At 67.0% G+C, this 17,401-nt stretch carries 14 protein-coding genes; 1 reads left to right on the top strand and 13 read right to left on the bottom strand.

Features of this window, described 5'->3' with window-relative positions; genetic code table 11:
- Positions 1-4: 4 nt before the first annotated feature.
- The 6 genes from LT948_RS04045 to LT948_RS04020 all read right to left on the bottom strand — a co-directional run bounded on the left by LT948_RS04045 (position 5) and on the right by LT948_RS04020 (position 6,946).
- Entirely contained in the window at positions 5-2,041 is a 2,037-nt protein-coding gene (locus LT948_RS04045; RefSeq protein ID WP_003132610.1) for an OPT family oligopeptide transporter, read from the bottom strand.
- Positions 2,042-2,203: 162 nt separating this feature from the next.
- Positions 2,204-3,037: a taurine dioxygenase gene (gene tauD, locus LT948_RS04040; RefSeq protein WP_003159356.1), complete on the bottom strand. Its 834-nt coding sequence runs from the start codon at positions 3,035-3,037 to the stop codon at positions 2,204-2,206.
- 106 nt (positions 3,038-3,143) lie between these two features.
- Positions 3,144-3,962, bottom strand: a complete 819-nt coding sequence (locus tag LT948_RS04035) for an ABC transporter permease subunit (RefSeq protein ID WP_003114312.1) — start codon at positions 3,960-3,962, stop codon at positions 3,144-3,146.
- Entirely contained in the window at positions 3,952-4,743 is a 792-nt protein-coding gene (locus LT948_RS04030) for a taurine ABC transporter ATP-binding protein (RefSeq protein ID WP_009313396.1), read from the bottom strand. The genes LT948_RS04035 and LT948_RS04030 overlap by 11 nt, the downstream gene beginning before the upstream one ends.
- Positions 4,744-4,806: 63 nt before the next feature.
- The gene (tauA, locus tag LT948_RS04025; protein ID WP_033995680.1) at positions 4,807-5,820 is read right to left on the bottom strand and encodes a taurine ABC transporter substrate-binding protein; all 1,014 of its coding nucleotides are present in this window, start codon (positions 5,818-5,820) and stop codon (positions 4,807-4,809) included.
- Between the two features lie 205 nt (positions 5,821-6,025).
- Positions 6,026-6,946 carry a hypothetical protein gene (locus tag LT948_RS04020; protein ID WP_023082203.1) on the bottom strand — a complete coding sequence of 307 codons (921 nt, stop codon included), beginning with the start codon at positions 6,944-6,946 and terminating at the stop codon, positions 6,026-6,028.
- Positions 6,947-7,270: 324 nt separating this feature from the next.
- Between LT948_RS04020 and LT948_RS04015 the strand changes: the two genes are divergently transcribed.
- Positions 7,271-7,597 (top strand): HU family DNA-binding protein, encoded by a 327-nt coding sequence (locus LT948_RS04015; protein ID WP_223198316.1) that lies wholly within the window; start codon positions 7,271-7,273, stop codon positions 7,595-7,597.
- A 123-nt stretch (positions 7,598-7,720) separates the two neighbouring features.
- On the opposite strand, the gene LT948_RS04010 is transcribed toward LT948_RS04015, so the two are convergent.
- The 7 genes from LT948_RS04010 to rocR form a co-directional block, all read right to left on the bottom strand.
- On the bottom strand, positions 7,721-8,317 hold the full coding sequence (locus LT948_RS04010) for an HAD family hydrolase (RefSeq protein ID WP_033995682.1): 597 nt from the start codon (positions 8,315-8,317) through the stop codon (positions 7,721-7,723).
- A complete protein-coding gene (gene tesB / locus LT948_RS04005; RefSeq protein WP_003093084.1) occupies positions 8,314-9,183 on the bottom strand; it encodes an acyl-CoA thioesterase II in 870 nt (289 codons plus the stop codon). The genes LT948_RS04010 and tesB overlap by 4 nt, the downstream gene beginning before the upstream one ends.
- A 33-nt stretch (positions 9,184-9,216) precedes the next feature.
- Complete coding sequence (locus tag LT948_RS04000) at positions 9,217-10,812, bottom strand: SagB/ThcOx family dehydrogenase (protein ID WP_003093086.1); 1,596 nt, start codon at positions 10,810-10,812, stop codon at positions 9,217-9,219.
- 2 nt (positions 10,813-10,814) lie between these two features.
- On the bottom strand, positions 10,815-11,393 hold the full coding sequence (locus tag LT948_RS03995) for a GNAT family N-acetyltransferase (RefSeq protein WP_003110395.1): 579 nt from the start codon (positions 11,391-11,393) through the stop codon (positions 10,815-10,817).
- 26 nt (positions 11,394-11,419) lie between these two features.
- Positions 11,420-12,010, bottom strand: a complete 591-nt coding sequence (locus tag LT948_RS03990) for a GNAT family N-acetyltransferase (protein ID WP_003110394.1) — start codon at positions 12,008-12,010, stop codon at positions 11,420-11,422.
- Positions 12,011-12,224: 214 nt separating this feature from the next.
- Positions 12,225-15,863, bottom strand: a complete 3,639-nt coding sequence (locus LT948_RS03985; RefSeq protein ID WP_033995685.1) for a transporter substrate-binding domain-containing protein — start codon at positions 15,861-15,863, stop codon at positions 12,225-12,227.
- A gap of 101 nt (positions 15,864-15,964) precedes the next feature.
- Positions 15,965-17,143: a two-component system response regulator cyclic di-GMP-specific phosphodiesterase RocR gene (rocR, locus tag LT948_RS03980; RefSeq protein WP_003106013.1), complete on the bottom strand. Its 1,179-nt coding sequence runs from the start codon at positions 17,141-17,143 to the stop codon at positions 15,965-15,967.
- Positions 17,144-17,401: the final 258 nt, after the last annotated feature.

Raw genomic sequence — 17,401 nt, 5'->3', positions numbered from 1 at the left:
TCCCTCAGCGCGCCAGCACTCGCCGGTAGAACAGCACGCAGATCGCGACGAATACCACCAGTCCCAGCCATTGGGCGATGCCCGCGAAGCCGGCGCCGGCCAGCGCCAGCGGCGCGTCCTCGCCGGTGGCGCCGATCACCCCGGCGAGCAGGATGCCCATCAGGCTCTCGCCGACGATCAGCCCCGAGGCCAGCAGCACGCCGCGTCGCTTCGGCTCTTCGGCATAGGTCTCTTCGTCGACCCCGGCTGCCGCCGCGCGCTTCTTCAGGGCATTTTCCAGCAGCCAGGAAATCAGCGCGCCGACCACCAGGGTCATGCCGATGGTCGGCGGCAGGTAGATCCCCAGGCCCACCGCCAGCACCGGCAGGCAGGCCTTGCCGGTACGGCGCAGGAGCAGGTCGACGAGGATCAGGGCGATGCCCAGGGCGACGCCGATGAGGATCATGTTCCAGTTCAGCGCGTCGTGGAAAATCCCGCTGGCGATCGCCGTCATCAGGGTCGCCTGCGGCGCGGCCAGGGCCTGGCCGGGGTCCATTCCCTCGCGCGGCAGGGCCCCGGTGAAGCCGTAGGCGCTGTAGAGCAGTTCCAGCACCGGGGGGATCACCAGCGCGCCGACGATGCAGCCGACGATCAGCGCGACCTGCTGGCGCCAGGGCGTGGCGCCGACCAGGTAGCCGGTCTTGAGGTCCTGCAGGTTGTCGTTGGAGATCGCCGCGATGGCCAGCACCACCGAGGTGGTGAACAGCGCCAGGGCGATCGCCAGCTTGCCGTTCTGGCGGTCCAGCAGGCCGCCCTCGATGCTGCCGAAGCCGAGTATCAGCAACGACACCAGGATGACCGCGATGATTCCGATCCCCGAGATCGGACTGCTCGACGAACCGACCAGGCCGGCCATGTAGCCGCAGGCGGCGGCGATCAGGAAGCCGAAGAAGAAGGCGAACACCACGCATACCGCCACCAGGCTCCAGAACTGCGGGCTGGCCATGTCCGGCGCGGCGGCACCGAGGAAGTGGCTGAAGACCACGAACAGCGAGACCAGCAGTATCCCGGCGATCAGCAGGATCCACTTGGCCGGCATGTCCAGCTCGGTGCGCAGGCTGTTCGCCTGGCTATTGCCGCGCACTGCCCCGAGGGAGGCCCAGACGCCCCGCACCATCGGCTTGAACAGGGTCGCCAGGGTCCACAGCGCGGCCACGCCGATGGTGCCGGCGCCGAGGAAGCGCACCTGCGAACTCCACAGTTGGGTCGCCAGGTCCGACAGGCTCTGGCCGTCGGCCGGCACGCTGTTGACGGTCAGCAGCGGCACCGCGACGCCCCAGGAGATCACCACGCCGATGAGGATCGCGATGCCGGCGGTGATGCCCATCAGGTAGCCGGCACCGACCAGCGCCAGGGAAAAACCGGTGGAAAGGCGGAACGCCGCCTGCCCGGCACTGAGCCAGACGCTGAAGCCTTCGGCGAGAACCTTGAAGCCGCTGCTCCAGAGGCTGAACAGCGCCGCCACCAGGCCGCCGCCGAGGATGTCGTAGAGCCCCGGCGCGTTACCGGCGGCACGCGGCGCGCGGGCGTCTTCCTCGTCCTCGGCGCCGTCGCTGCCGACCCGGAGGATTTCCGCCGCCGCCACCCCTTCCGGATACGGCAGTTCGCTCTGCACCACCATCACCCGGCGCAGCGGAATGGTATAGAGCACCCCGAGAATGCCGCCGATGGAGCAGATCGCCGCGGTCTGCCAGAACGGGAAGCCACTCCAGTAGCCGATCATCAGCAGGCCGGGAAGGATGAAGATGATCGAGGACAGAGTGCCGGCCGCCGAGGCCTGGGTCTGCACCATGTTGTTCTCGAGGATGTTGGCGCCGGAGAAGTAGCGCAGGACGGCCATCGAGATCACCGCCGCCGGGATCGACGAGGCGAAGGTCAGGCCGACCTTCAGACCGAGGTAGACGTTGGAGGCGGTGAAGACCACGGTGATCAGCGCACCGAGGATCAGGCCACGCAGGGTGAGCTCTGGCAAGGTCAGCTCATCCGGGATGCGTTCTTGCATGGATGAAAACTCTCGAAACAATTGGACCCGCCAAGCTTAGGCGAGAGCGGCACGCCGGGACACGACAGCGAATGTCGCAGAGGCGACCTTTTCGAGAGGAAAAGCTGGCGGAACGGACAGTTGCCGGCGCGGGCCGCCGGAGGAAGCCCGCGCGCGGCGTCGTCAGAAGGGCTTGTCGCCGAGGATGGTGGCGCGATGCATGACCCGCCGCTGTGGCCGGTAATCGTCCACCGCGTAGTGCTGGGTCACGCGGTTGTCCCAGAACGCCACGTCGTTTTCCTGCCAGCGCCAGCGCACGGTGAATTCAGGTCGCGTGGCATGGGCGAAGAGGAACTTCAGCAGCGCATCGCTCTCGGCCGGCTCCAGTTCGTTGATGCGGGTGGTAAAGCCATCGCTGACGAACAGGCCCTTGCGCCCGGTGACCGGATGGGTGCGCACCACCGGATGCGAGCGCGGCGGATTCTTCAGGCGGGCCTCCTCCAGGCGCGCCAGGTCGGCCTCGGTGACGCCGAAGCGCTCGCGGGGGAAGGACTTGCCGATGTCGTGGGTCGCCGTGAGACCGTCCAGCAGACGCCGCAGCGGCGCCGACAGCGCCTCGTAGGCCGCCGTGCTGCTCGCCCAGAGGGTGTCGCCGCCGTACGGCGGCAATTGCTTGGCGGCGAGCACGGCTCCCAGCGCCGGGGTCTCGAGGAAGGTCACGTCGGTGTGCCAGATGGCATTGTCGCGCACGTCGGTGACCGCGGTGTCGAGGACGATGACCTCCGGCTGCTCCGGCACGCTGGGGTAGATCGGATGGATGTGCAGGTCGCCGAAGCGGGCGGCGAAGCGCGCCTGGCTCCTGGGTTCCAGCGACTGGTCGCGGAAGAACAGCACCTGGTGTTCGAGCAGGGCCTGCTCGATGGCCCGCTGGCCGGCGTCGTCCAGCGGCGCGCCGAGGTCGATGCCGGAAACGATGGCGCCCAGGGCCGGGCTGATGGGTTGGATGGTCAGGCTCATGTCGTGCTACTCGTCGGGCAGGTTGCGGGCGCGCCCTGCGCGCCCTCGCTCCGGCCTTCGCCGCGTGGGTGAAGGTCGGTTCGGAAATGACTCGGGACTCTCGCGCTCAACCCCAGGCGGCGAAGCGCCGCTGGACCCAGCGCAGCCCCAGTTCGAAGGCCAGGGCGATGGCGGCGATCAGCAGGATGCCGACCACCACCACGTCGGTGGCGAGGAATTGCGCGGCGGACTGGACCATGAAGCCGAGGCCGCGGTTGGCCGCGATCAGCTCGGCGGCGACCAGGGTCGACCAGCCGACGCCGAGGGCGATGCGCAGGCCGGTGAGGACCTCCGGCAAGGCGCTCGGCAGGATCACGTAGCGCACCACCTGCCAGCGGCTGGCTCCCAGGCAGCGCACCGCCTGCACCCGCGATCGGTCGACGCGACGCACGCCGGCGGCGGTAGCGATGAGCAGCGGCGCGAACAGCGCCAGGTAGATCAGCAGCACCTTGCTCAGCTCGCCGATGCCGAACCAGATGACGATCAGCGGCAGGTAGGCCAGCGGCGGGATCGGCCGGTAGAACTCCACCAGCGGATCGAGGGCCGCTCCGGCCAAGGGGTTGAGGCCCATCAGCACGCCCAGCGGGATCGCCGTCAGCACCGCCGCGCCGAGCGCCAGGAGCACCCGCAGCAGACTGGTGCCGACGTGTTGCAGCAGGCTGGCATCGAGGTAGCCCTCCTGCCATAGCCGTTGCAGGGCTTCGAAGAGCTGTTCGGGCGCCGGCAAGAACAGCACGTCGACCCAGCCGAAACGGGTCGCCGCCCACCACAGCAGGGCCAGGGCCAGCACGCTGGCACCGGCGGCCCAGCGCCGACGGTCGCCGGGCAGGCGCCGCTTGCGCGGGACAGGATTGGCGACGGCGAGTCCGAGGGTATCAGTGGGCATGTTCGGCCTCCGCGACATCGAGGAATTCGTCCAGCAACGCCTGGCGCAAACGGCCGAACTCGGGATCGGACTTGATCGAACGCACCGTTTCGCCGGCGGCGTAACGCCGCGCGAAGTCCACCGGCAGGCGCTTGACGATGCGCGCCGGCGGGCCGTCCATCACCACCAGGTCGGTAGCCAGGAACAGGGCTTCGTCGACGCTGTGGGTGATCAGGAAGAGGCCCTTGCCGGTCTGCTTCCACAGGTCCAGCAGGAGCACCTGCATGCGCTCGCGGGTCAGCGCGTCGAGCGCGCCGAACGGCTCGTCGAGCAGCAGGAAGTCCGGCTCGACCGCCAGCGCGCGTGCCAGCCCGAGGCGTTGCCGCTGGCCGCCGGAGAGCTGGGCGACGGACTGCTCGGCGTACTCCTGGAGGCCCACCAGTTGCAGGACCTGGCGCGCCCGCGCGGTGCGCTCGGCCTTGCCCAGGCCACGGATGCGCAGGCCCAGGGCGACGTTGTCGAGGGCGTTGAGCCAGGGCATCAGGGCGTCGTCCTGGAATACCACGCCGCGCTCGCCGCCAGGCCCTTCGAGTGTCCGGCCGTCGATCTGCACGCGTCCCTGGTCCGGCGTCTGGAAACCGGCGAGGATGTTCAGCAGTGTCGACTTGCCGCAGCCCGAAGGACCCAGCACCACCAGCGACTCGCCCTTGGCCAGGCCCAGGCTGAGATCGCGGAGGATGGCGCGGCGCTGGCCGCGCTGTTCGAATGAGAGGCTGATCGCCTCGGCCGTCAGACGGCTCATGTGTTCTGCCCTCCGTAGGGTAAGAAAGCCTCCGCTTCGACAGGCGGAGCGGAGGCGCGGAATTCAGCGCTGGCCGACCTGGACCTGCTCCGCCTGGCGCACGAAGTCGGCGCTGACGTATGGCGAGTAGTCGCCGAGGACGGCCGGCACGCGCTTCTGTTCCTTGAGGAATTCGGCAGTGCCGGCGATAGCCTTGGCGGTGCCGCCGCCGAGCAGGTCGGCGGACAGTTGCGCCTGGCTTTCCGGGAAGGTCGAGCCGGCCAGCAGTTCGGGGACGTCCCTGGGATCGGCGCCGGTCAGCCGGGCGATCTTCTTCACCGGCTCGGAGTCGGCGGTCCATTCGGCCTTGTGCGCGTTGTAGTCGGCGAAGGAATCGAGGCTGACGCGGGCGAAGCGGGCGACGATTTCAGGATGCTTCTCGGCGAAGTCCTTGCGCGCCACCCACACCTCGAAGGTCGGCGCACCCCACTGGCCGACTTCGGCGGCGTCGGTGAGGACCTTGCCGCTTTTCTTGATCTCGCCCAGCGCCGGCGACCAGACGAAGGCCCCGTCGATGTCGCCGCGACGCCAGGCGGCAGCGATCTCGGCCGGGTTGAGGTTGACGATCTTCACCTTGGACGGATCGATCTGCCAGTGCTTGAGGGCGCCGAGCAGGCTGTAGTGGGAGGTTGAAACGAACGGGGTAGCGATGGTCTTGCCGACCAGGTCCTCGGGTTTCCCGATCCCGCTTCCATTGCGCACCACCAGCGCCTCGGCGGCGTTGATCTGCGCGGAAACGATGAAGGCGACGATCGGCAGCTTCCGCGAGGTCGCCGCTGCCAGCGGGCTGGACCCGATGTTGCCGAGTTGCAGGTCGCCGGAGGCGAGCGCGGCGATCACTTCCGGACCGCTGTTGAAGCGGCGCCAGTCGATCTTCTCGCCGATGGCTTTCTCGTACAGGCCATCGGCCTGGGGCACCTTGGTCGGGTCGATGCCGGTCTGGTAGCCGACCGTGATGTCGGCGGCCTGGGCGGCGACGGAAAGGCTGGCAAGGGCCAGGGCTGCCACCAGGCGGTGCAGGGAATTCGGGCGTTTCATCGGGCGAACCTCGGAGGCAACGGTGCCGCGCTCCGGAGGAGAACGGACCAGGGACGGGCAATGGGTGGCGACAGCGAGTCCGGTGGTCCGGTGCGATGCAGATTACAGATATAAAAAAAGCGATATAAATAATATTTTGGAATTAGTTTATGAGCGCGAATGCGCACCCGGATGCCCTTCCGCCCTTGCTCCATGCCCCCCGTCCCTACAGGGCCGCGCCCAGCAGACGGGCTTCCAGGGCCTGTCGGCGCAGGCAGGCGAGCAGCCCGGCGCGGGCCACCGCCTCCGCCTCGCTCGCCAGCAGCGACGCCGCCGCGCTTTCGCGGAATGTCAGCGCGCCGCCGCGGGCGAATGCCGCCTGGAAGGACTCCGCCGCCAGTTCGACAAGACGCAGCGCGAGGGCGAGGAGACGCGGCGCCTCTCCCTGCCCCGCCACGTCGCCCGGCACCCGCGCAGCCTGGCCCAGGTCGAGGTTAGCCTGGGCCAATCGGGTCAAGCCTTCGCGCAGTTGCCCGCACGGGGTCGGCGGCAGGCCGGGCGGCACCAGGATGTCCTCGGGATGCAGCCGCAGCCGCTGGTAATGCAGCCGCTGCCCGGCGGGCAAGAACAGCCCCGAGCCATCGGCGAGGCCGGAGATGTCGATGCCTGCCCGCCCCGTTTCGGCGACAGCGATCAGGTGAGCGCGGGAGGGCGCGTGCCAGGCTGAGATCAGCAAGCGATCCACGTCTTCCACGGCGAAGCAATCGCTACCCCGTCCACCCACCAGGAAACCGCCCCGCCAGTGCTCCTGCGCTTCGGGCTGGGCGCGCCGCAGATCGACCGCCTCGCTCCACAGCCAGCGGCGCTCGACGCTGGCCGGCAACAGGCGGCGCTGCTGTTCAGGACTACCCAGCAGGCGAATGGAAGCGATCTGCAGATGATGCAGGGCCAGGCGCCGTGCCAGCTCGAGTTCCTGCTCGGCCAGGTGGCGGACGCCAGCGAAGATTTCCCCCCAGCCCCGCTCCATGCCGGCGAACACGCGCGGCACTGCCAGCGCCAGCAGTCCACTGTCGCGCAGGCTTGCCGCCCAACCGGCCATGGGTCGCGGTGTCCTGGGGTCGGGCGAGTGGAGCCGGGCTTCGCTCATGCGGCACCTCGAACGGGGAGCGAGGGCCAGGCGTTGGCGCGAGGTAAGCAGGCTCCGGTGATGGAAAGGGACGGGATGTCCTGCTTATAACCCTAATGGATGAAACCCTAACTCATAAATAACCAATAATCCTTAACTAAGAACCGGAGGCATGCGCCCCTGGCAGAACCATGAGGATGCGTCGGGCAACCGACGCCGGCATCATTCCGGACAGCCGCGAAAACCTCTGTAACGGCTCTGTCATGCGCGTCGTGCGAGGAAACAAATAAGCGGAGAAAAGGGAACCTTATTCGCGCCAAGCTGTTTAAAATCACGCCCGTTTCTGTGCGAGGCCCCTCGCGCAGTCTTTTACCAAGGAGCTACACCACCATGGCACTGACCAAAGACCAACTGATCCAGGACATCGCCGAAGCCATCGACGCGCAGAAGACCACCGTTCGCAGCGCGCTCGACCAGCTCGCCGAGATCGTCAAGGACGCCCTGGAGAACGATGGCGAAATCACCCTGCCGGGTATCGGCAAGCTGAAGGTCTCCGAGCGTCCCGCGCGCACCGGCCGCAACCCGCAGACCGGCAAGGCGATCGAGATCGCTGCCAAGCGTGTAGCCAAGTTCGTTCCGGCCAAGGCGCTGACCGACGCGATCAACGGCTGATAACGGCCGCCGCATCCCGCACGGATGCGCAGGAAAAAAGCGCAGGAGCCTGGCCTCCTGCGCTTTTTTCGTTTTCGGGGAGCCGCTGGCGCTGCCGCCCTCGAGGTTTTCCGCCGGATATTCCTACGGCGTTTGCAGTTGCTCGAGCAACGCATGGCAATCGGCAGCGTGCCAGTCGGCCAGCTCCGGCCAGGGGTTTTCCGGCAGGTTGACCAGCACCGTGCGACTACCCGCGGCGCGTCCGCAGTCGAGGTCGAAACGGTAGTCGCCGACCATCACCAGCTCCGCCGGCGTCACGTTCCAGCGTCGGGCGATGCGCAGCAAGCCATCAGGGTCCGGCTTGGGCCGCGCCTCGCCGCGCCCGAGGATGTGCTCGGTGGGGAAGCAGCCGCCCAGGCCGATCGCTTCGAGGGTGATCAGCGCCAACTGGTGGTCGTTGCGGGTCAGGATGCCCAGGCGCATGCCGCGCCGCTGCAACTCGCGCACCAGTTCCAGTGCACCCGGCGCCGGCCGCGCGGCCTCGGCCAGGGCGCGCTCGTGTTCGAGCAGCCAGGCGTGCTTGGCCGCCGCCTCGGCCTCGGGCAGGGCGGTGAGGTGCAGCAGGATGTCGTCCTGCTCGGGGATGTCCAGCGCTCGGCGGATCGCCGGGAAGTCGTGCACGGCCCGGGTCAGGGTGCCGTCCATGTCGAACACCCAGTGGCGGATGTCGGCCAGCCTCACGCCCAGTCCTCACGCTTGCGGATCAGGCCTTCCTGGCTCGACGAGGCGACCAGCTGGCCGCTCTGGTTGAAGATGCTGCCGCGCACGAAACCGCGTGCGTTGCCGGCCCAGGGGCTGTCGATGGCGTAGAGCAGCCACTCGTCCGCGCGCAGGTCGCGGTGGAACCACAGGGCGTGGTCGAGGCTGGCGACCTGCATGGTCTTCTGCCACACCGAAACGGCATGGGGCTGCATCGAGGTGGTAAGGAAACCGAAATCCGAGGCGTAGGCCAGCAGGTACTTGTGCAGCGCCGGGACGTCCGGCAGCTTGCCGTCGGCACGGAACCAGAGGTACTTCACCGGTTCGTCGGGCTGCGGGTCGTAGGGGTCGTGCTGGGTGACCGGACGAATCTCGATGGGCTTCGGATACAGCAGCTTGTCGCGGATGCGCTCGGGAATCCGCTCGGCGCGCTGGCGGGTCAGCTCCAGTTCCGAAGGCAGATTATCCGGGCCAACCACCTCGGGCATCTCGATCTGGTGGTGGAAACCTTCCTCGTCGTACTGGAAGGAGCTGCTCAGGGTGAAGATCGGCTGGCCTTTCTGGATCGCGGTGACCCGGCGGGTGCTGAAGCTGCCGCCGTCGCGCACCCGGTCCACCTGGTAGACCACCGGCATGCTGGCGTCACCGGGACGCAGGAAGTAGCCGTGCATGGAGTGTACGTGGCGATCGTCCTCCACCGTCTGGCTGGCCGCCGACAGTGCCTGGCCCAGGACCTGGCCGCCATAGAGCTGGCGGAAGCCGAGATCCTGGCTCATGCCCCGGAACAGGTTCTCCTCGATGGGTTCCAGGCTCAGCAAAGCCACCAGGTTGTCCAGTATCTGGGTCATGGGGTGTTTCCTCGAATTCGGGCTGTCGACGGGCTAGTCGCGGCGCAAGGCCGGGTACGCGGGCATGTTGCAAAGACGAGTGTCCCACACCGCGCGGCCGAGGGTGAAATGGTAGAGACTGGCCATGGACTCATCCGTTAGTCCAAGCAGCTCATGCACCAGGGGGTCGTAGTAGCAGCCGATACCCGTCCCAGACAGCCCAGCGGCCTCCGCCTCGAGGTAGAGCAACTGGCCGAGCTGCCCGCATTCCCAGTACAGCCGCGGATAGCACCAGGGGCCTTCTTCGAGCGCCGCGCCGAGATGGGCGAGCATGGCGAGCGCGACGCAGCCGTCGCCGGCGATGTCCTGCTGGCAGGAGAGATACGCCGACAGCGCGCGCGCATCGCCTTCCTGCAACAGGTACAGCGGCAACTCCGGATCGACGCGCTGCCAGAGGAAGTCCTCACGCATCGGCGGCCGCCGCAGGCCGCTGCGATCCAGCCAGTACAACCCCGGCACCAGGCCCCGGACGCGATGGACGAACAGCAGTAGATCGACCCGCGCGGCCTCACCGGTGACCGCGAAAGGCACCGGCGAGCGCTCCGGCAGCAGCCTGCGCAGCCAGGCCCGCAGCAGTTCGACATCGATGCCGGCGCGCCCGTCCATGCGCTGCGCGCTACGCCGCCGATGCAGCAGCGGTCGCAGCGGCAGGCCGGGGTTGTCGTTGCCGGGCACGCCCGGTGCGACCCTCCACGGGCGTGCCGGCAGGCGCGGCGCCCGGCATAGCCCATGTATCCGCTGCAACTCCGGCCAGTCCCGGTACTCCCGCGACAGCCGGTTCGGTGCGCCGGCCAATGGCAGGGCCGCCAGCCCTTCGCACAGGCGCGGCGAAAGGGAAGGCTCCTGCGTGAGCGCCGGCCCGATCCAGAACAGTGCGTCGACGCTCTCGCACTCGGCGAAGCCGTCCCGGTCAAGGCCGAACAGGCCGTCCAGTGCGCTTTCGGCGACGCCGCGCAGCAGGCGCATCTCCCAGCCCTGGATCGCCGCGGCGATCGAGAGGCAGGCCAGCGCGTGGCCGAGGTCATGCTGGCAGTAGCGATAGGCTCGCTCACCGTATTTCCAGGCCTCGCGCCAGGGCACGCTGGTCAATGCCAGGAGGCAGCCGCCGGCCGGCAAGCAGTCATCCAGCAGCGAAGCCAGCGGCGCCGGCAGTTCGCCGCGCACCTCCAGGGCATGTTTGTCGGGACGGTAGTGGGCGAGCAGTGGCGCCGGCTCCAGGGTACCGCCGGGAAGCAGCAGGTAGGCTTCGGTGGGATGCAGGTTGCCGCTCGACGGATTGACCCGTAGCGCCCAGCGAGTGCCGCCGGCCTCCTTCCAGGCCGACAGCGCCAATCCGTCGTAGAGCATCTGCGAGAGGCTGCGGCGATCGAGCCGGGAGGGCGCGGCCGCCGGCCCGGAAAACACCCCGTCGTAGGGTGGCGACTCCTCCAGCGGCCGATGCAGCAGTTCGACTTGCCGGCAGCCCCGGTACTGGCGGAACGGCGCCGGCTGGGTCGCCCAGTCCAGTCCGCCGGGACCGGGAGCGTAGCGCTCCGGGCGATGCATGCTGAGGCGATGGTAGGAGAGCACCTCGCCGCCGCCGTCGCCCATGTTCACCGCTCCGCCCAGCGGGCCGCGTCGACGCGATAGAGGATATGCCGGCGCATCGGGTGATCCGCTGCCAGGAGTGGGTGGTCGAAATCCTCGGCCGGATCGCGACGCATGCCCAGGCGCTCCATCAAGCCCCAGGAGCGGCGGTTGGGCGGCGTGGTGAAGGCCACCACCTCGGGCAGGCGCAGCCGCTCGAAGGCGAAGTCCAAGGCGGTTTCCGCCGCTTCGCGGGCGAATCCACGGCCCCAGTAGGCGGGCGCCAGGCGCCAGCCGATCTCCACGGTCGGGGCGAAGTGCACGTCCATGGTCACGTCGAACAGGCCGGTGAATCCGATGAACGCCGCCTCGCCCGGTAGCTCCAGGGCCCAGGGCCCGTAGCCACGCTCGGCAAAATGCGCCTGGACGCGATCGACCAAGGCGTCGCTCTGCGCGCGGTCGAGCACACTGGGGAAGAACTCCATTACCTGCGGATCGGCGCACATCTCGGCGAACGCCTCGCGGTCGCTGTCGCGCCAGGCGCGCAGCAGCAGGCGCGGGCCATGCAGTTCGGAAATGGCGGAAGGGGGAAGGTTCGCGTTCATGAGAGGCCTTTTCGGAAACGGCCGACTCATCTGCGAAGCCAGTCCTCGCGCGTCAACCGGTACAGCACATGATGCCGCAAGCGGTGGCCGGGAGGCAGGTCGGGATGCTCGAAGTCGTCGGTGGGATCGCGATGCATCCCCAGGCGCTCCATCAGTCCCAGGGAGTTCTCGTTGGCCGGTACGGTGAAAGCCACCACCTGGTCCAGGCCAAGGGTATCGAAGGCGTAGCTCAGCGCCGCCTCGGCCGCCTCGTGGGCGAAGCCCTCCGCCCAATGCTCGGCGGCGAGACGCCAGCCGATGGCCACCGCGGGTACGAAGGGCGCATCGAAGTCCACGACCTCCAGCCCCACGTAGCCGATGAAAGGATCGCCGCCCTTGACCTGCAGCGCCCACCAGCCAAAACCGTGCTCGGCGAAGTGCGCGTCGATGCGGCGCAGCAACGCGTCGCTCTGGGCGCGATCCAGGCAGGACGGAAAGAACTCCATCACCCGCGGGTCGGCATTCAGCTCGGCGAACCTGGCTCGGTCCTGCACCAGCCAGGGCCGCAGGATCAGACGGTGGGTATACAGCCGTGGCGAGCGCAGATGCTCGATGCTCAGGCTGGTCAGGTCGGCCATCGCTTGGTTCCTTTCGTTCAACGCACTCCAGAAGGACTATCTGACCGCAGGAATCGGCTGGGGTGCCCGCGAGGGCGGTATTCCGATCTTTGGTCAGGCTTCGCGGAAAAGGCTACCCAACCGGAGTGTAGTCTTTTCCGCGCCTGGACATGCCCGATCCTCGGGCAAAGCGATGACGATTGGTTTACCGCCCGGGCAACGGGCGCAAGCCACGTCAATCCGTGCACTCTTCCACCAGACTCTCGTCCAGGGCGAGGATCGCCAGTTTCACCCCAACGGCGCACTCCTCCACCCAGGCGAACGAGGCGTTCGGGCTGAGGCAGGCATCCTCGAGGCGCCGGCAGCTTTCCACCAGTTGCTCGCCACGCACCACCCTCGCCGCGCCCTTGATCCGATGCGCCAGCTCGGCCAGTTCGCCGGTCTCCTGGCGTTGCACCAGTCCCTCGAGGGTCTCCAGGTCCTTGCGGTTGCTGGTCAGCAGTTCATCGAGTAGCCGCCTGAGCATCGTCGGCTCGCCGCCGGTCAGCGCATGCAGGGAATCCAGGTCGTAGAGACGGGGGTCCGACGGTATCGCGACGGGTTCGGCGTCGATGGTGACGGGCAGGTCGTCGTCGGCGAAGCCCAGGGCCAGAAGACGCTCCTCGAGAACATCGAGGCCGATGGGCTTGATCAGGCACTCGTTCATTCCAGCCTGGATGCAGCGCTCGATCTCCTCCGGCTGGGCGTCCGCGGTGAGGCCGATGATGACCACCGGTTCCTCGCCATTCTCGCGCTCCTCCTGGCGGATCGAACGGGCGAGGTCGGAGCCGCTCATCAGCGGCATGTGGCAGTCGGTGATGACCATGTCGAACGGTTGCCCATGCCACAGGTTGAGAGCGCTCAGGCCGTTCTCCGCTTCCTCCACGTCATGACCGAGGAAGCTCAGCTGTTGATGGAGGATCTGCCGGTTGACCGCATGATCGTCCACCACCAGCACCTGCAACCGCCGCGCCTGGCGACTGCCGAGCGGGATCGCCCGCACGTTCTCGACGATCGGTTCCAGCACCTGCAGGCGCAGCTCGACGTCGATCCGCGTCCCCTGCCCCAGCTCGCTGCTCATCACCAGGCGCCCTCCCATCATTTCGCACAGCGAGCGCGAGATCACCAGGCCGAGCCCGGTGCCCTCGGTGTTCTGCAGGTTGCGGTTGACCTGGGCGAAAGGCCGGAACAATTGCTGCTGGTCGCCCAGGGAAATACCGATGCCGGTGTCTTCCACACAGAGATTGACCTGCAACAGCGACGGCTCCACCTGGCGGCCATCGATGCGGATGCGGATCGAGCCCTCGTCGGTGAACTTGATCGCGTTGCTGACCAGGTTGGAGAGGATCTGCTTGAAGCGCATGGCATCCAGCAGTACGTCGCCGTTGATGCTCGAATCGATCTCCAGCACCAGGCTCAGGCGCTTTTGCCGGGCCAGGCCTTCGAACACCCGTGCCACCGATTCCACCAGCTCGCGCAGGTTGGCCCGTTTCGGCGACAGGCTGAGGCGACCGGACTCGATGCGGGCGATGTCGAGAATATCGCCGATCAGCTCCAGCAGGCTCTTCGCCGAGGCATAGGCGATCTCGATGCTGGAGCGGTCCACCCGACCGGTCTCGGCACGCTTGAGCGCCAGTTCGAGGATGCCGATCACCGCGTTCATCGGCGTGCGGATCTCGTGGCTCATGGTCGCCAGGAAGGTGGTCTTGGCCCGGCTCGCTTCGTCGGCCAGGTTCTTCGCTTCTTCCAGTTCGTCGATCAACTGGCGGTGCTCGGTGATGTCCAGCCAGCCACAGATGACACCGCGGATGGTCCCGCTGGAATCGCGGAACGGCTGGATCCAGTGGTCGATCCAGCGCTCCCGACCGCCCAGCGCCACCGGGTAGACCGCCTCGATGGTCCTGCCCTCGCGCATGGCCATCAGGTAGCTGCGATGGAACTCCGGAGCGGTCTCGAAGTTTTCCATGGGCAGTTCGAGCACGGTGCGGTTCATCACCTCCTCGGAACTCAAGCCGACGCTCTGCAGGTAGCTGCGGTTGCAGGACAGCATCCGTCCGTTGACATCGCGCACATATAGCGGCGGAGGCATGCAGTCGGTCAGGGCCTCGACGAACCGCAACTGGTCGCTGAGCGCCTGTTCGACCCGCGCGCGCACCCTGATCTGCCGGCGCTGATAAGTGACCCAGCCCAGGCAGAACAGCAGCAAGGCCGCTGCGATCGCCAGGATCTCGGTGATCACCAGGATGTAGTCGACCCAGGTCTGGCCACTCATCCCCGGCGGCGAGCGCCAGCGATTGACGATATCGCTCAGGTCGTCCGGCGAGATGCTCAGCAAGGCCTTGTCGAGAATCGACTGGAGTTCGGCGTCGCCACGGCGAACGGCAAAGTGGGCGGTGGCCGCGCCGATGGGGACCAAATCGGCGATCCCCAGCCTCTCGCGGAACAACCGGACGATGTAGTAGCGAGCGGTGACCAGCGGCACCACCGCCGCGTCGGCCCGCCCTTCGTAGACCAGGTTCATGGCATCCAGCGCGACGCCGACCTCCACCATCGAGGCCTGCGGATAGCGCTCGCGCACCTGTTGCATGCCCACATGGCCGGCGGGAATCGCTATGCGCTTGCCGTCGAGGCTTCCGGGGCTCTCCGCGCGTCCCTTGTCGTCCGCCCGGGTGACGAGGACGTACGAGGTGGACAGGAACGAGCGGGTGAAACGCAGCATTTCCTCGCGCTTGCTGCTGCGGCTCATGATCGCCAGGTCCGCCTCCTTCCTGGCCAATACGCCGATCTGCTCGGGGAAGCCGCCACTGCGAGGCGTGACCTGGAAATGCAGGCCGGTGCGGCGGGAAATCATGTCCAGCAGGTCGGAGGCGATGCCCGAGAAGGTCTCGTCGGAATTGAAGAAGGCCAGCGGCGCCAGGTCGTCGTTGATGACCAACCGCACCACCGGGTGGCGAGCGATCCAGCGGCTCTCCTGCGGCGTCAGCGCGATACGCTGGCCCGTTGGCAGGGAGCCGCTGCCGACCCAGCGCCTGGCGATGCTTTCGAGACGGTCCTGGTTGATCGCGCCGATGGCCGAGTTGACGACGCGCAACAGGTTCGTATCGCCGCGACGAAGGAGGAAGCCGTAGCCCCCTTCCAGGCGGGCATCGGCAAACCGCTCGAACCTCACGTAGCCGTAATAGGATCGATTGATCCGGTGGTAGGCGCTGAGCACATCGTCGAGATACAGGTCGGTATGTCCGAAAGCCACCGCGGCAACGGCCTCGTCATGGCTGCCGAAGACCACGAAACGCGCCCGCGGGAAACGCTGGCGCAATTCCCCGACATGCTCCCGGGCCACCGCCACGCTGAGTCCGGCGAGATCCTCCGGCGAGTTGCGCTTTTCCCCCATCCGCTTGAACACCGCCAATCGGTCACGGGCGTAGGGTTGGCTGAGCACCAGGGAAGAATCGCCCGCCGAGCTGTAATGGCTGCCAAGCAGGTCGATCTTTCCGGCAGCGAGCGCCGCCACGGCATCCGCATGGGTATCGAAGCTCACGACCTTGATGCGCATGCCGAGCAACTGTCCGACCAGGGTGGCGACGTCCGCCGTTATGCCTTCGTAGTTCTCGTCGTCGAGCCGGACGTTGAAGGGCGAGGTCTCGTCCAGCGCCGCGCCGAGCCTCAGGTGACCCTTGTGGCGCAGCCAGGCCCAGTCGTCCTCGGCGATCGCCATGTCCTCGTGCTCGATGCGCAACTGGCTGAACAGCGTCAGGGACGGATGCGCTTCGACGGCGAACAGGCGTCCGCCCGACAGCAGCAGGCAGAAGAACAGCAGGAATAGTTTTGATCGCATGAAAGGTCTGTGCGGCAGGGCCGGCAGTTGTATGGAAAGGAAACGCGTCCGGCGCGAGGCCCGGCGTTCGGCTAGCGGCAGCCGAGGCCAGGGCGGCGGCGTCAGGATCCGGAGCAATAGTCGAGAAAGTGCTGTTCCGGCATCGGCCGGGCGAACAGGTAGCCCTGGGCTATGGAGCAACCGAGTTCGATCAGGCGTACCCGTTGTTCGTCGCTCTCCACCCCTTCCACCACCAGGGAAATTCCCAGCGCCTGCGCCAACGCCACGACACTGCTGATGACGGCGCAACTCCTGGGCTGGGTCTTCATCTTCTGGACGAAGGTTCTGTCCAGCTTGATCTGGCTGAAGGGAAACTCGCAGAGCCGGTCGAGGGACGAATAGCCGGCGCCGAAATCGTCCATCGCCAGGCCGCAGCCCATGATCCGCAGACGCACGAGGTTCTCCAGGCTGCTGGCAGGAGCGCTGATCAACCCGGTCTCGGTGATCTCGAACATCACCGAACTGGGCGGCAGGTGGAACTCGGTCAGCAACGCCGAGATGTTCTCGGCCAGCGCACGCGAACCCAGTTGCGAAGGATGGACGTTGAACGCCAGGTTGATCGGCTGCCCCAACTGCGCCAGCTTCCTGCGCGTCGCCAGACCCTGGCTGAACAGTTGCCAGAACAGCTTGTCGACCAGGTTGTAGGTTTCCATCACATAGAGGAAATGCGACGGCGGCAATACGCCGAGATGCGGGTGGTTCCAGCGTGCCAGGACCTCGGCGCCGATCAGGCCGCCGCCATCCAGGGCCACCTTGGGCTGGTAGTAGGCTTCGAACTCGCCGTTGTCGAGGCCGCGCACCACGTCCGCCACGGAGGGCAGCTCGGCGACTTCGATCTGTCGCGGCAGGTCCTGGCGACGAGCGTTGTAGCGGGTCAACAGGGCGGTGATCCGCTCCAGGCTGAATGGCTTGCCGAGGTCGCCGAGAAAATTGAGGCCCAGGCACTCGATCATCGAAATGGTGGCCTGGCGCAGGATGGGATCCACCTCGCTGCTGAGGATCACCGAATGGACCTTGCCGCTCAGGCTTGCGTGGCGAAGGAACGCCAGGCCGTCCATGCCGCTCATCTGCAGGTCGCAGATGGCGATGTCGACGTGTCCGCAGGACTCCAGGATCGCCACCGCCTCCTTGCCGTCCGCCGCCTCGAGGATCGATCCGGGCACCACTTTCTTCAGGGCTGTGACGGCTACCAGGCGCTGAAAAGGCTCATCCTCCAACACCAGAACATTCAAATCATTCATCACGGTCCACACAGGGTTTCCAGGAAATACCGGCGATATACTGCTGTGTTTCCCTTACTAGACCTATGGGACAAGTCCCCATGTTTTGTGGGAATTTTCCTACTGATTTGGAGGTTCGGTTGGATTAGCATGGTTCCACATGAAAAACCGAATCGCCCCGCCTCAACAGGCTATTCTGGACGGCGATCTCGGCCTAGCGCCCAACATGGATGACCACCGGCGGCAGCGCCCGGGAAATCGAATCCCGACCCTGCCCCG

The sequence above is a fragment of the Pseudomonas sp. CP-1 genome (assembly GCF_021213715.1).
Taxonomy (GTDB): Bacteria; Pseudomonadota; Gammaproteobacteria; order Pseudomonadales; family Pseudomonadaceae; genus Pseudomonas; species Pseudomonas aeruginosa.
This window is presented reverse-complemented; position numbering and strand designations above follow the sequence as displayed.

What these genes read in the sequence shown, in the direction of transcription:
- LT948_RS04045 (WP_003132610.1), bottom strand. Translation starts at nt 2,041, where the DNA reads ATGCAAGAACGCATCCCGGATGAGCTGACCTTGCCAGAGCTCACCCTG.
- tauD (WP_003159356.1), bottom strand. Translation starts at nt 3,037, where the DNA reads ATGAGCCTGACCATCCAACCCATCAGCCCGGCCCTGGGCGCCATCGTT.
- LT948_RS04035 (WP_003114312.1), bottom strand. Translation starts at nt 3,962, where the DNA reads ATGCCCACTGATACCCTCGGACTCGCCGTCGCCAATCCTGTCCCGCGC.
- LT948_RS04030 (WP_009313396.1), bottom strand. Translation starts at nt 4,743, where the DNA reads ATGAGCCGTCTGACGGCCGAGGCGATCAGCCTCTCATTCGAACAGCGC.
- tauA (WP_033995680.1), bottom strand. Translation starts at nt 5,820, where the DNA reads ATGAAACGCCCGAATTCCCTGCACCGCCTGGTGGCAGCCCTGGCCCTT.
- LT948_RS04020 (WP_023082203.1), bottom strand. Translation starts at nt 6,946, where the DNA reads ATGAGCGAAGCCCGGCTCCACTCGCCCGACCCCAGGACACCGCGACCC.
- tesB (WP_003093084.1), bottom strand. Translation starts at nt 9,183, where the DNA reads ATGACCCAGATACTGGACAACCTGGTGGCTTTGCTGAGCCTGGAACCC.
- LT948_RS04000 (WP_003093086.1), bottom strand. Translation starts at nt 10,812, where the DNA reads ATGGGCGACGGCGGCGGCGAGGTGCTCTCCTACCATCGCCTCAGCATG.
- LT948_RS03995 (WP_003110395.1), bottom strand. Translation starts at nt 11,393, where the DNA reads ATGAACGCGAACCTTCCCCCTTCCGCCATTTCCGAACTGCATGGCCCG.
- LT948_RS03990 (WP_003110394.1), bottom strand. Translation starts at nt 12,010, where the DNA reads ATGGCCGACCTGACCAGCCTGAGCATCGAGCATCTGCGCTCGCCACGG.
- LT948_RS03985 (WP_033995685.1), bottom strand. Translation starts at nt 15,863, where the DNA reads ATGCGATCAAAACTATTCCTGCTGTTCTTCTGCCTGCTGCTGTCGGGC.
- rocR (WP_003106013.1), bottom strand. Translation starts at nt 17,143, where the DNA reads ATGAATGATTTGAATGTTCTGGTGTTGGAGGATGAGCCTTTTCAGCGC.